Annotated in this window: 5 protein-coding genes; all 5 read right to left on the reverse strand. The window is 36.2% G+C overall.

Annotated elements, in window-relative coordinates; translation table 11 throughout:
• Window positions 1-271: 271 nt before the first annotated feature.
• Window positions 272-913 carry a LysE family translocator gene (locus ORL93_RS25580; RefSeq protein WP_265959735.1) on the reverse strand — a complete coding sequence of 214 codons (642 nt, stop codon included), beginning with the start codon at window positions 911-913 and terminating at the stop codon, window positions 272-274.
• Window positions 903-1,424 carry an Lrp/AsnC family transcriptional regulator gene (locus ORL93_RS25585; protein WP_265959736.1) on the reverse strand — a complete coding sequence of 174 codons (522 nt, stop codon included), beginning with the start codon at window positions 1,422-1,424 and terminating at the stop codon, window positions 903-905. Before ORL93_RS25585 ends, ORL93_RS25580 begins: the two co-directional genes overlap by 11 nt.
• Before the next feature lie 455 nt (window positions 1,425-1,879).
• Window positions 1,880-2,668 (reverse strand): SDR family oxidoreductase, encoded by a 789-nt coding sequence (locus ORL93_RS25590; RefSeq protein WP_098610512.1) that lies wholly within the window; start codon window positions 2,666-2,668, stop codon window positions 1,880-1,882.
• A gap of 56 nt (window positions 2,669-2,724) precedes the next feature.
• The gene (locus tag ORL93_RS25595) at window positions 2,725-3,978 is read right to left on the reverse strand and encodes an MFS transporter (protein ID WP_265959737.1); all 1,254 of its coding nucleotides are present in this window, start codon (window positions 3,976-3,978) and stop codon (window positions 2,725-2,727) included.
• Window positions 3,979-3,997: 19 nt separating this feature from the next.
• The gene (locus ORL93_RS25600) at window positions 3,998-15,796 is read right to left on the reverse strand and encodes a non-ribosomal peptide synthetase (RefSeq protein WP_265959738.1); all 11,799 of its coding nucleotides are present in this window, start codon (window positions 15,794-15,796) and stop codon (window positions 3,998-4,000) included.
• Window positions 15,797-15,807 lie beyond the last annotated feature (11 nt).

The following is a 15,807-nucleotide window of genomic DNA, read 5'->3' on the forward strand; positions in this document are numbered from 1 at the left end:
GCGAAGTCTTCAAAGAGACTCCGCCTTTTCAACGTACAATGAACTTCAACAATTACTAGCTACTTCCTAAACATTGTTCCTCATTTACCAACCTGTTTATGCTTTTTTCAAACTTCGCAACAGAACCCCATTTCTCTATCGTTAACTTGATGGGCATGGGGTTACCATATCATTTCGAGAAAATTGTACGCTAAAGAGTTTTAAAAAATTTGTGTAGATTTAATAAATGTAATAAATCTTGATTCTATAAGGAATATCCAAGATTTCGAGATTATTTGTAATTATCTTGAAGTATTTGCACTAGAACTTCATAAAAAGATCGTAAGCTAAATAACAGTAAAATTAGGCCAGATACTTTATTTATAATTATTAAAGAATATGCATTTATTCGGGTCTTTAATAAGCTAACAACAATACTAAGAAATAACCACCATAGTATTGAACCTAAAAAAACTCCTAATACTAATATTAATTTCACCATTAAGTCAATATCTAAATTGGCTATTCCGAGTCCTGAAAAGATAGCAATAAAGGACAAAATCGTTATGGGGTTAGTTATTGTTAAAAAGAAAGTAGATGCATATGCCTTAAAATTTTGTTGATTTTTACTTTTAGTAAGTGTATTTGAAGGTTTTGATTTATAAGTTTTAACACCGAAATAACCTAAAAAAACTCCGCCAATTAGTTGAAACCACAATTGTTGATTAATCAAGTAGTTAGTAATTACTGTTAAGCTTAAACCTGCAATTAAACCATATACACCATCTGCTGTTGCTGCACCTAAACCTGACATAAATCCAACTAATCTTCCATTTTCAAGCGTTCTACGAATACATAAAATTCCGATAGGTCCTACAGGAGCTGCAATGCTAAAACCAATGATAAGACCCTTGATTAGGAATTCACTTGCCATTTTTTCCTACCTCATCAATAAAAAACTTATCTTTTTGCAAAGGAATTTTAAACGTTTCTTTCATTGTATCCATCACTATTGTTGTTTTTGTTCGAAGTACTCCCTCCAGACTTTTAATCTCATAACTAATCACTCTGTCTAAATCCTTGGTATTACGACAACGAATTTTCAATAAGTAGTCATCATCCCCCGCAATATGATGGCATTCTTGTACTTCCTCTAAATTAGTAATAAGGCGTAAGAATTCTTCTCTATATTTTGGCTTTTCTAATGAGACTGTTACAAAAGCTGCACATCCTGTACCTACATTTTCTCCATCTATCTTAGCGCCAATCTCTTTAATTACTCCATTACTAATCAAACGATTAACGCGATCGGCGACTGCTGGGGAAGATAATCCAATGTGAGATGCCAATTCAGCCCAAGTGATCCTACCATTATTCATTATTGATTGTATTATTTTATAATCATAAGAATCCAAGTTAATCAGCCTTTCTTTATTAAGTTTCACTCATTTTAATATTTATTTAACAAAGAATCAAGTGGAATTTTCCTTAATAATAAAAATATATCGTTTGAGTATTGCGAGGAAACAATGTTAAAGATAATAACTACTGCATTAAAGACAGTGAATTATTGGATTCAAATAGAAATATCAAGCTAAACTTGTTTTACTAAAGGGAAGCTCTAGTAAAACAAGCCCACCTAAAAAATCAAATTCTTAGTATACGAATTTCGCGTTTTGATAGTGAGCGCTCACAACCGTCAAATTCAATATTCAGACTATCCCCCAAATCAAAAGTGCATATTAAACAATAAAAGGCCCTAACACTCGATTTAATAGAGTATTAGGGCCTTTAAATATTATTATTTATTATTGTTGGTATGTGTAAAACAAAAAAACGGACCCAAGTATCAGTATAAATGCGATAAGGAAAATCTATTAGATTTATTTATCATATTTATTTAAAGGGCTCGTACCATGCCCCCATCAATAAGTAAGGCTTGGCCTGTTACATAAGAATTAGCTTCAGATCCAAGGAAAACAACCATCTTCGCAAATTCCTGAGGAGTACCATAACGACCGAGAGGTATATTTTTCTTTGACTGAGTCTGTATCTCATCTACTGTTTTTTCGGTTAATTCTGCTTTTAATTGATCAAGATGACGCGTACGGTCAGTATCAATTCTCCCTGGTGCTACAGTATTAATTAAAATATTCTCTGGAGCAAATTCGATTGATATTGATTTAGAGAGCCCTAGAATTCCAGCTCGGAATGTGTTGGAAAGTAGAAGGCCCTCAATTGGTTGCTTTACCGAAGTTGAGGCAATATTAATGATACGACCACCGCCTGAAGCACGCAGATGAGGTATTGCCCCTCTTATTAAGCGGACTACACTTAACAGATTCGTTTGAAAAACTTGCTCCCACACTTCATCTTCAAAATCATTAAATGTTCCTCCTGGAGGCCCCCCTGCACTAGTTATCAAAACATCCAATTTTCCAAAACGATTAATCGTTCTTTCAAATAAATTGTCGATATCTAAACGATTAGATACATCTGTAACACAATAATCTACTTCACTTCCTGTTAATGAAAAAATCTCATCAGCGGTCTTCTTTAATTCATCTTCATTACGTGCGGCAATCATTACCCGAGCACCTTCTCGTGCATATTCAGTTGCTATTGCTTTCCCCAAACCGCGACTTGACGCAGTAACTAATACTACTTTTTCTTTAAGACCTAAGTTCATCTTATTTTCCCCCTTATAATATTTTCCTAAGTTTTTAATAATATTTCATAATCAAATTACATCTTACGCATAGGAGAGGTAAGCGCTATAATTACCTCTAACGCTTTAGCTGATGCTGCAACAATGAAAACAGCTGCAGGATGATAAACATCTGAAATGAATGCACCTGCCATTGCACCTAAAGGCATAGCAAGGCGCGTTAAAACCCTTGAGAATCCTAATACTCTACCCATCATTTCCGATGGTACAGTTTCCTGTCTAACAGAGGTAGCGATAGTACTCCAAGCTACATTACAAGCTGCTACAGCAGCAAAAGCAATCCCAGGTGCTAACCAGAAATCACTCACAGCAGCAAAACTAAAACCAGCTACACCAACTGTTAGCAAAGATGGAATTAGAACGCGACGACGAAACCGCCTCTCTAACGGTACAACCATTAAACTTCCCAATAAACCACCAACTCCGAGGAGTGCATAGTTAAAGCTACTTTCCTCAGCACTTAATCCAAGTACTGAAATTAGGTAATACATTAAAACCCCAAATGCAGCAGTATAACCAAAATTTCCGACCATTGCTTGCAAAGATAAAGTGAGATTTAAACGATTATGAATTAGCCAGCGAAAACCTTCCCCCATTTCTCGGAATATACTACTTATTTTGTTATCTTTTGGGGAAGCCGAGTGTTTTAACGACGGTAACCACATCACAGCCAAGAGAGTCGCTACGAAGGAAATTGCATTTAACCATACGGTATTAAACCCACCAATTGCAGCTATTATTACCCCTGCGATTATAGGACCTATCATATCTGCAATTTGATTGATTGCTTGATATGAAGCGTTAGCTTTTGTTAAATCCTTACCAGCGATATTAGGGATAGCAGCAACAGTAGCCACATCAAACATTAATGAAAACACCGTAAGGATAAAAGAAATGACATATAAATGCCAAATTTCTAAAATCCCAAGTAGATGTAACCCTGGTATTAGGGCAACTAATAATGCACGAACTACATCAGTAATTATCATTATACGACGTCGATCCCAACGATCTACCACTACTCCGACAACAGGGCCAAATAAAACTATTGGTAAAACGCTAATGGCATATATTGAACCCATGATTACGACAGATTTAGTTAATTCATAAGCAATCCAAGGGATGGCGAATGTATAAAGTGAATCTCCTAACCTAGATATTAATAAACCCACTAAAAATGTTGTATATGATCGAGGGAAATTCAAAAGATGTTTTCTTTTGGAAGGCAACTCTAGCTCTTGGCTAGAGTGCTCCCCTTTACTCTTCTGCATTTCATTCTCCTCCTTTGTATTATTCTATTTTACGAATACATTCAAGTAGTTGATTAGCTAGTATATTTACCTGTGGAGATTTAATCATGGTAAAATGATTCCCAGGAACAATATAATGTTCTAATTTATTACCCGCCATGTTTTTCCACCCTAAAGTTATATCATCCTGCCAATGTTTAGCTGTATCAGAAGACACAAAGAGTTTAATATGTCCTGAGTAAGGTCCTGGGACATACTCATGCGTAGCTTTTGCATTATTTTGTAAAATAGAAATTCGCTTCCGAATCATAGAAGAATCGCTTATATTACCAAATCGATTCTGTATATCTGGATGGTTCATAAGGAAGTCTAGTTGATTTACCGGTGTCATCTGTGCAAATTCTTTTGGATTAATTGGTAATTCATCATCAAATAGGTTGACGAGTAAGGTTTCTATTTCACTATTTACATGGCTTGTTCCCTTATCAAAGATAGCCAGTAAAGACACTTCTTGCCCACGTTCTTCCAAGATACGAGCCATCTCATAAGCAATTATTCCTCCCATTGACCATCCACCAAGTAGGTATGGACCTTCAGGTTGGACATTTTGGATGGCTTTTATATACAAGTGGGCCATCTCTTCAACAGAAGATAAACATTGTTCTTTCTCCTCCAAATATACTGATTGTAAACCATAAAAATTTAGATCTTTACTAATACAACGTGCTAATTCTATATAATCAAAAACACTTCCCGTAATTGGATGTACACAGAAAAAGTTAGGCTTACCTGTACCAGTCCTGAATGGTACTAGAGCTGAATCGTAAAGGCGATTCTCCTGTGTATCATCAACATTAGTAGGCTGAACTTCAGTATGGTTCTTGCTTGAAGGCCGTGCAAGTTTCTTTAATTCATTTAAATACAATTCAGAAAGCATTTTAATTGTAGAACGTTTATATTGGCTCTTACTGTAGGACCACGTTATATGCAATTTGTTACCTTTTGCCACAGCATGAACGTTTAGAAGATGAGAACGATGATTATTCTGATCACGATCCGGTCCAGCTGATTCATTACTTAAAGTAAAATATTTTGTACTATTATCAAGTCGATCAAAATATCCTAAATAGTTAAACTTGATTTGTGGTTTCGGCAGGGAAGTAGCCTCATCACGCACGCCAGCTTCTGGATGAAGATAGCGAAGCATACTTAGACCAAATCCACCATGTTTCGGAATAGATTTTAATTGTTGATGAATATGAATAACACGCTCTTTTATTGATTGATTTTCCCATTCCTGTCCCAATTGTAATCGTATAGGGGTATGAGTAGTAAACCACCCCACTGTACGTGTAACATCAACGTCAGGAATATCAATCTGTCGACCATGTCCTTCAACATCTACTAACATCCCACTTCGTCCAGTCCAACCATTTAGAGTTTCAGAAAGAGCAGTGAGCAACATTGCATTTACATGTACCCCCCACTCGTTAGGCAATTTTTGTAAAATATAATTTGTTTCATCACAATCAAGAATCATTGTTTCTTCTTCAACCAATTCCTCTATATTACTTCCATCCTTGTAATCTATTGGTAGACTGGCCACACTATTCCCCAACAATCTTTTCCAATCTTGTAAGTCGATATATAAACTTTCATCTGAAGCAAACTCACTCATTCTCTTTGCCCAATCATGGAACGAAGTGAAGGGAGGTGATAATCTAGTAGGCTCACCTTGCAACAGCTGTTCACATAAACTATTTAAATCCTCTAACAGAACTCTCCATGAAACACTATCTACTGCCAAGTGATGAATTGTTATAAGTAGACGTGGAGTTCTGTTTTTTCCAAACCAGAAGTACACCATTCGGAAAATAGGCCCCTTCGTAAGATTTAGAGTTGATTGAGCCTCTTGTTTTGCCTTTTCAAACACTCGTACTATTTCATGTTCCGCTAATCCAGAAAGGTCTACGAATTGGAATGGTATAGGACTCACGTCCTCAACAACTTCTTGTTTCCATTCAGTTTCATTATTTTTAAAGCGCAAACGTAACGTATCATGATATAAAATCAATTCAGAAACTGCCTTTTGTAAAATCTCTGGTGGCAATGATTCTTTTACCTCGAGCAATAATGATTGATTCCAATGATGAGCAACTGAGAAATTTTGCTTAAAGAACCAATGCTGAATTGGTGTAAAAGGAACTTCTCCTACTGATGAAGTCTTAGGCGAACTAACTTCTGGCACCTCATTTATCACATTAGCAAGCTCAGATATTGTTTGATATTGGAACAAGAGACTCGGTGGAAGATGTAAACCTACTGCGTACGTTTTAGCCGTTAATTGCATACTCATAATTGAATCCCCACCAAGATCAAAGAAATTATCATGTATTCCAACTTGTTCTTTTCCCAGTACTTCGCTCCATATTTGAGCTAATATTTCTTCTCTTGAGTTCCGTGGCGGAACATAACCTTCCACAATTTCTATGCTAGGATTAGGTAACGCTTTACGATCTATTTTTCCATGAGCTGTGCGTGGGAGAATATCCAGCCAAACAAAAGCCACTGGGATAAGATGAGATGGTAGCCTTTCTTGTAAGAACTTACGTATTTCTCCAGTTTCTGGTTTTAAATGTTTTTTAGTAGGAACAAGATACGCTATTAAACGGTTCTCGTTATTTCCATATTGTTTTGGTATCACAATTACATCTTGAACTTCTGGATGTTTAAACAGCGTAGCTGCTACCTCACCTGGTTCGACGCGGTACCCATTGATTTTGATTTGATCGTCTATACGACCTAAGAACTCTAATGTACCATCCGACAAGAATCGAACTAAATCGCCAGTTCGATAGAGTTTTTCAGATGAATTAGATTGAAAAGGATTTAAAATAAATCTTTCTTTTGTAAACTCTTCATGATTTAAATATCCACGACTTACCAAGTTTCCGCTAATATAAAGTTCGCCAGTAACACCCCAAGGTACAGGCTCCATTTTTGAATCTAAGACGTAAACCTGTGTATTAGATAGCGGATAGCCAATAGGTACAGTATTTGTTTCGAATTTTTCCCCCGGTATAACTGGATAAACAAGAGCTCCTACTGTAGTTTCAGTAGGCCCATAATGATTATAGATTCTGCAAGAAGAAGCTTGTTCTTGTAACGAATATACCCATTGGGATAGAGAAGCTTCCCCTCCTAAAATTAAACAGTTCTTAGGCATAAAGGATTTAGCACCACACGCCGCTTCTAGTGCTGCAAAGTGTGAAGGCGCAATTTTTAAGCAATCAATAGTGTATTTTCTAAAATAATTCGCTAAAGAAAAAGCGTCCAATGCTCGTTCATAAGTAATTATATGCAAAGTTCCACCAGTGAGAAAACATGGAAAGAGAACAGTTTGGCTCGAATCTACTGTCAAAGGTTGGACCATTGCAAAGGTTTGACAGTCTTCTAGCTCACATGCCTTTACTACTGCATGCGCATAGTTAACAATTTGACTATGTTCGACAACAACACCTTTAGGGCGTCCCGTTGATCCAGTAGTATAGATAACATACGCGGCACAATCCGAATTAATATTTATTATTGGTGCAATATCACTTTCTTTCTCGATTCTATTCCATTCAGTGTCAATATTGACTTGATAACAATCGTAATTAAAAGTATCAGTAAGATAATGATGTGTTATTAGCGCTTTAATTTGGGCATCCTTTGACATAAACTCTAAGCGTTCAGCTGGATAATTAGTATCTAGAGGTACATAAGTACCGCCCGCTTTTAAAATACCTAACAAACCAATTATTGTATCTAAAGAACGTTCCATGTATAAACCAACTGTTACTTCTGGACCAATCCCTAACTTAAGAAGATAGTTAGCTAATTTATTAGAGAGATAATCTAATTCTCGGTAAGTAAGAGTTTCTTCCTCAAAGACACACGCTATCACTTCAGGCGTACGAGCGACTTGTCTTGTAAAGATATCAAGAAGAGATATCTCTTTGAAACTATTAAGAGTTGGACCTGAACCAATATCAAGAAGTTGCTGTTTTTGATGTGCTGTAGTTAATCCCAATTGTCGTATAGATAAATCCGGATAAGTAATAATACTTTCTAAAATGCCTTCATAGTTTTCTAACATTCTGATAATTGTTTGATGTTGGAAGAGAGTCGGATCATAAATAATTGTTGCCGTCAGTCCATCAGAAGTTTCCTGTAAATTTAAAGTAAGGTCGCATTTTGCTGTATCTGTAGTGAGATCAAGCTGTTCAATAATAAGATTTGGAAAACTCGGTAATTCTGATTTCTCCTCCATGACAAACATTACTTGGAATAATGGGCTGTAGCTCAAATTCCTTTCTGGCTTCAGAATAGACACAAGTTTCTCAAATGGTAAATCTGAATAGGCATGGGCTTCTAATACAGTTGATTTTACTTGTTCTAAAAATTTTTCGAATGATAATTCCTCTGATAACTTCGAGCGCAAGATAACTGTATTAACAAAGAATCCCACAGTATCCTCAGTCTCTAAGTGGCTTCGATTAGTAACGGGTGTACCAATGAGAATATCATCTTGATCTGAATACTTAGCTAGTAAAATTTTAAAAGCTGCAATTAATAATATAAACATGGTCACATCATTGGAACGTGCTAAATGACGTAGATGCTCTAGAAGTTGTTGCGAAAGATCATACTTTTGGATACTTCCCATATAATTTTTTATCTTTGGTCTCGTACTGTCAGTTGGTAGGGATAATAACTGTGGCGCATCCATTAAGCGTTCTTCCCAGTATTTAATATGATTATCCATTGTTTGATTTTCTAAAAGCTCTCGTTGCCATACAGCATAATCTACATATTGAATTTCCGGATCAGGCCAAGATAGTTGCTGTTCTTTATTTTGTGTTTCATAAGCAATTGCTAGGTCATTAAGTATAACCTTTACTGACCATCCATCTGTTATAATGTGGTGCATCGTCAAGAGTAAAATATACTCTTCTGGTTGCTGTTGTATTAAACAAGCCCTGAAAAGTGATCCTCCATCCAATTCGAAAGGTTTTTTTGCTTCCTTAGTTAACAATTCTTCTGTTTTCTGTTTATAGCTTGTTTTTGAAAGCCCGATAAGATTTACAAATTTCAAATCAACTTTAAGCTCTGTATCAATTACTTGAATTGGCCCATCTAAAGTTTTATGAAAAGTTGTTCTAAGGGCTTCATGTCTAGAGACAAGTTTTTTAAGGCTCTTCTCTAAGGCGATAACATCTAATTTTCCTGTGAGTCTTATACAAACTGGTACATTATAAGTTGCTGTACCAGGATGGAATTGCTCAAAAAACCAAAGTCTTTGCTGAGCATAAGAAAGTAACAACGGTTGATTTCGATCAATCCGTTTAGGTTGGCTATCTACTTTAAACTTAGATTGGTTCATAATAACCTTTGAAAGCTCTGCTACGGTAGGTGAAGCAAATAGGGAACGTAGCGGTAATTCTATCTGCAACGCTTTCCGAATACGTGCGATAACTTGAAGAGCAGTTAGTGATTCACCACCTAAATCAAAGAAGTTATCAAAAATGCCCACTTGATTCACCTTCATTACCTCAGCCATGATAGAAGCTACTGTATCTTCTACATCATTACGCGGAGGTACGTACTTAGTTCCAAAAGAAGAAGATGGGGCATCCAAAGATTCTAATGCTTGACGATCAACCTTACCATTAGGGGTAAGTGGTACCTCTTGGATTTGTACAAAAGTCATAGGAATCATATACTCCGGCAGTTTTCCTCTTAAAGATGAGCGTAATAACGGAGTAATCTCTACAATGTCCTGTTCTGTTAGCATTACATAGGCGATTATACGGTGCATACCAGGTTCTATCTCTGGCGCTAATACTACTGCATCTTTTACGCTAGGTAATTCTCGAAGTACCATTTCAATTTCTCCAAGTTCCACACGGAATCCTTTAATCTTTAATTGATGATCGGCCCGTCCTAAGAATTCAATTGTTCCGTCTGGCAAATAACGTGCTAAATCACCTGTTTTGTAAAGACGTGAATTGTCCTCGAAATCAAATGGATTATCAAAAAATCTTTCTTCTGTAAGTTCAGGACGATTAATATATCCTAGACCAACACATGCACCGCCAATGAATAATTCACCTATTACCCCAGGAGGTAACGGTTGTAAATCAGGTCCAAGAATGTAAGCTTTCATATTAGCAAAAGGACGACCGATTGGAATATTATTATTAAGCGGTAGTTCTTCTCCATTTCCCTCAAAGTAAATGCTATCAACTGTAGCTTCAGCAACTCCATATGAGTTGATAACCCGGGTTTGTGGACCACAAATTTTTTGAAGCTTGTTATATTCATCTGCATACCAATAATCTGCGCCAACAACCATAACTTTTATAATAGTGAAATCTTTACTTGTTTCCTCTACATACCTGATGAGATTCCGCATGATAGCAGGGAGGAAGAAAGCAAACTGAACATGTTCTTGACGAATAAGTTCATACAATTCAGGAGCGTCAAGCAACAATTCTTTTGGACATAGTAACAATTTTCCTCCTGAACACAGGGTCCGAAATACATCTGCTGTAAAAACATCGAAAGCGAAACTTGTCATTTGAAGGTTACAAGAAATTTCACTTAAGTTATAAGCTTTATCCCAAGCATGGTAGGCAGCAGTTAAACCACCATGTATATTCATTGCTCCTTTAGGTTTTCCAGTTGAACCCGAAGTAAATATCACATAAGCAAGATCTTCATTACAAGAAATATTAACAGGATTTTCACAACTTTCTTGATGAATTTTATAACAATCTTTATCCAACTGAATTATATTTACAGTTTGATTAGATAACTTGGAGGAAAGGTGTTCCCAAGTTACTATCATTTCCACACGTGCTTCTGCTAACATATGTGAGATTCTTTCTTCTGGATAATCCGGATCAAGTGGAATATATGCTCCTCCAGCTTTTAGTACCGCAAGGATAGAGACAACCGCATCTACTGATTTATCAAGGTATAATCCAACTAACGTATTCTGTTTCACTCCTAAACCTCGCAAATAATGGGCGAGATTGTTCGCACGTATATTTAGATCCCTATAGTTTAAACGTATATCTTTATCAACTATCGCAACCTTATCTGGTGTTAACATAACTTGATGTTCAAATAATTGATGTACCTTAATATCTTGTTCGTAAGGATCTTTTGTATCATTCCAATCTATTAATATATTCTTCTTTTCTTCAAATGAAAGTAAAGACTGTTCATCATGGCGAGCATGCGAACTTGCAGCCATATTATTTAAAGTACGGATGTAGTATTTTGCTATCATATCTAATTGGGGTTCATCAAACTCTGATGGATCCCAAGTTAAAACTAATTGAAGCTTGTCTTCTACTGTATCTTGAGTAAAATCTACTACAAACGGGTACAGTGGAGAAGATTGTTCGCATTTTTCAATTATCTTTATATCTGTTTGTTGTTCTAATTTGTCATAGACGTGAAAGTGAGTATAATTGAACATTGTTTCAAATAACTGATTTCCACCATTTATTTGAAATATTTTTGATAAAGGATATCGACGATAAGGTAATACCTTTCCTTCAGCATCTCTAACCGATTGAACTAAATCTATCCAAGTACCACCTTCTAGCTGAATACGAAGTGGTATGGTATTCAAAAATAATCCTATAAGACGATCGCTATCTGACGTTTCTGGGCGACCATGTAAAACTAAACCTGTTAGTACATCAGATTGCCCACTTAACATACTCAATACTTTTATATGTGCAGATAGTAGTACAGTGCGCAAAGATGAATAAGATTCTACGGCCAAATTCTTCAATCCATCTTGAATATCTTTAGAAATTGGGATAGTTAAACTATTATTTATATTTTCATTTACTACTTCTTTAGTAGACCAGCGTGGTATCTTTGTAACACTACAGTTTGCTAATTCCTCTTCCCAGAAAGACTCGAAATCCAATGAGGATGCAGCCTCTTTTTCTAACCTTACATATTCCGCGAAATTCAAATTAAGTGGTTCAAATTCTTTAACTTCTGTAGTAGTGCCTAACATTAGCTGATTATATATGCCCAGCAGTTCGGTAATCAGAATCGCTATACTCCAACCATCAATAATAGAATGATGGTCGCAAATTGTAAGTTGAAAGGTCTCTTCACAACGACGATGCACAGAACATCGTAGAAGGGGAGGATTTTTCCAATCTAACACATTTAATTCTTGATTCCACCAATCCTCCAGTTCAATAGACTGATGCTCCTGATTGAGGTGAGATATATCTTTAACCATTAATGGTATTCTTAATGATGACTGAACTAATTGGATTGGTTCGCTAAATTCTGTTAACGCAAAAGAGGTTCTAATAGTCGGATGCTTTTTCACCAATTTATCAAGTGCTTTCTCTAATGCAATTTTGTTAAAGGGAGCACGGATATGTAAAGAGATAACATGGTGATAAGCATTTCCTCCCTGACTATATTCACTATGGAAAATCATTCCCCGTTGCAGATGAGTTAGGGGATAGGCATCTTCTACTCCACCTGGTATTTGAGACTGATCGTCCTTGTTCAGTAGGTTAAATGGCTGATACTGTTCCTCCTGAATCGGTTTATTCTCCAGTTGTACAGCAAGAGCAAGCTCACGAATTGTCGGATATGAAAAGATTTGTTCAATCGTTAAATGGATATTGGATTTTCTCGCTATTGCAATTACTTGTATACTGCGAATGGAATCCCCACCAATTTGGAAAAAATTATGATCAATACCGACTGAATCTATATTTAATACATTTGACCAAATCTCTGAAAGTTTAACCTCTATTGGATGCTCTGGTGAAGTATAGATAGGCTCGTGGACAAGTTTTAAATTCGGTTTTGGTAGTGCTTTCTTGTCAACCTTCCCATTAGATGTTATAGGTAGGACAGGTAAAACTTCATAGACCGCCGGCACCATAAAAGCAGGTATCTTGCCCTTCAAGAAGTTGTATAATTCGGAAGAGGATGGGACATCTCCCTCATTTGGAACTACGTAAGCTACTAAACTTGAGATATTTGATTCAATAGAATGGACCACTACAGACTCTTTTATCATCGGATGCTCTCGTAAATTAGCTTCAATCTCATTTAGTTCAATCCGGAATCCCCGAATCTTAACTTGACTGTCTATTCTACCTACATAATCATAATCTCCATTAGACAACCTTCGAACTTGGTCACCTGTCCGATACAAACGGGCACCAGTATCAGGGGAAAATGGATTCGTAATGAATCGTTCGCTCTCAAGATCAGGACGATTATGATAACCTCGGGTCACACCAGCCCCACCTACATATAATTCTCCCGCTACTCCAACTGGAACTGGCTGTAAATATGGGTCTAGGACATATAGATCAAGATCAGATAAAGGCTTTCCTATATAACTTCGATTTCCACCTTTAATATCTTCCTTAGTAATCTTCCGGTAAGTTACATGTACTGTAGTTTCTGTAATACCGTACATATTAACAAGATCTAACTTTTCCCCCTCATGACGTTCCATCCAAGAACGTAATCGTGAAAACTCTAGTCGTTCTCCTCCAAAAATAATTAACCGTAAAGCTAGTCTATCGGATAAAGAAGAGTGTTTATCCACTTGGTCTAATTGCCAAAAAGCTGACGGAGTTTGGTTTAAAACGGTAACTCTTTCTTTAATTAAAAGTTTATAAAAATCTTCTGGTGAGCGTACAACTGAAGAAGGGACCACAACTAATTGTCCACCGTGTAATAACGCTCCCCATATTTCCCAAACTGAAAAGTCAAATGCATATGAATGAAATAGTGTCCAGACATCATTCTCATTAAAATGGAACCGATGGTTTGTTGAAGTGAAAAGGCGAACCACATTATCATGCTGAACCAAACAACCTTTTGGATTCCCAGTTGAACCAGAAGTATAGATAACATAAGCTAAATCCTTACCATGAGTTTTTAAGCTTGGATTTTTAGAGCTTTCTTTTTTTATTTCACACCAGTCTTTATCAATACAAATCATTCTTGTTTGATGAGGTGGTAGCTCTTGAACCAGATGTTCTTCTGTTACTAATATAGTTACATGAGAATCCTTTAACATAAAGGATAAACGTTCCTTCGGATAAGTAGGGTCAAGTGGTACATAGGCTCCACCTGCCTTTAAAATCCCAAGAATACCTATTATCATTGAAAGGGACCGTTCTACACAGAGACCAACCAAAGTGTCTGATTTCACACCAGACTTTCTAAGATAATGACCAAGACGATTCGCTTGTTCATTTAATTCGCGATACGTGATTCTTTGATCGCCATAAATAACAGCTATCGCATCCGGTGTCTTCTGAACCTGTAATTCAAACAATGTTTGTATACATGTGTCAGTAATCGGTTCATTATATGAATAATCATTTTTAGATAACAGCTGTGTAATTTCTTCTTTTTTCATAATTGGTAATTCTGATATTGACTGATCTACATTTGCTACAATACTTTCTAATAAAGTATTGTAATGAGTGGCCATTCTCCGTATTGTACTTTCATCAAATAAACTACTATTGTATTCTAATGATACTACAATCCCGTCTCTCTCATCTGAAACAAACATTGTAAAGTCAAATTTTGAAGTACCGTTATAAACTTCTTCGACACTCATAGTCAGTTCTGGTAATTGAATAACAGATAAGTTAGAGTTTTGTTGTGTGAACATAACCTGAAATAGAGGTGAATAGCTTCTATCTCGTTCAGGTTGCAATTTTTCTACGAGAGTCTCAAAAGGAAGATCTTGATGGCTATATGCATTGAGAGTCGTATCTCTCACACGTTGGAGCAACTCTCGAAAGGAAGGGTTGTTCGATAAGTCTGTCTTTAATATCAAAGTATTGACGAAAAAACCTATCAAGTTTTCGATTTCTTCTTGCTGTCGATTAGCAATTGGTGTTCCAATCGAAAGATTTTCCTGTCCTGTATAACGATACAGTAAAGTTTTAAATGCTGCGAGAAGTGTCATAAATAAAGTCGAATCTTCTTGGTGACTTAAGGCATGCAATTTACCACTCAGATCTTTTGACAAATAGAACTTTAAAAGATTTCCTCGATAAGTTTGTCTTTTAGGACGTGTATAATCTGTAGGAAGTTCTAATACAGAACTTTTGTCACCTAATTGCTGATTCCAATATTCTAATTGTTCCTTTAAAGTATCACTTTGTAACCATTCGTGTTGCCATAAAGAATAATCTGCATATTGAATTGGTAACTCGGGTAGGGTTACTGGTTTATTAAGTACATACCCTTCATATAGAGTTGATAACTCCCTGAAAAAGACTTTAGTCGACCAGCCGTCGAATACAATATGGTGTATATTTAAGATTAACCAATGTTCGTTTTTCTCAAGTTCCAGTATGCGCGTTCGTAAAAGTGGACCCTTCTGTAGGTTAAATGGACGTTTTGCTTCCTTCTCTGCAATTTTCATAGCTTCTTCTCTAATGTTTTCTTGTTTCATTACTGTAACATTAAAATCTAACTCTATAGAAGGATGAATTAATTGCATAATCTTATCTTTAGAAGTTACAAAAGTAGTTCTCAAAATTTCATGCCTCGAAATTATTTCTAGCAAACTTTTCTGCAAGGCATTCATGTTTAAATCCCCTTGAAACTTAAGAATAAAGGAGATGTTATAGGTAGCACTTAGGGGTAAGAATTGATCTAAAAACCATAAGCGCTGCTGTCCTGAAGAAGTCGGTAGTAGGAACAAATCTTCCTCTAGTAGACTATTTGGGGAACCATTATTTACAGAATCCATGCCTATTACTT

This window comes from Bacillus sp. DHT2 (assembly GCF_026241455.1).
Taxonomy (GTDB): domain Bacteria; phylum Bacillota; class Bacilli; order Bacillales; family Bacillaceae_G; genus Bacillus_A; species Bacillus_A pseudomycoides.

Excerpts from the sequence above, each read along its gene's own strand:
- ORL93_RS25590 (WP_098610512.1), bottom strand. The coding sequence starts at position 2,668 with ATGAACTTAGGTCTTAAAGAAAAAGTAGTATTAGTTACTGCGTCAAGT.
- ORL93_RS25600 (WP_265959738.1), bottom strand. The coding sequence starts at position 15,796 with ATGGATTCTGTAAATAATGGTTCCCCAAATAGTCTACTAGAGGAAGAT.
- ORL93_RS25580 (WP_265959735.1), bottom strand. The coding sequence starts at position 913 with ATGGCAAGTGAATTCCTAATCAAGGGTCTTATCATTGGTTTTAGCATT.
- ORL93_RS25595 (WP_265959737.1), bottom strand. The coding sequence starts at position 3,978 with ATGCAGAAGAGTAAAGGGGAGCACTCTAGCCAAGAGCTAGAGTTGCCT.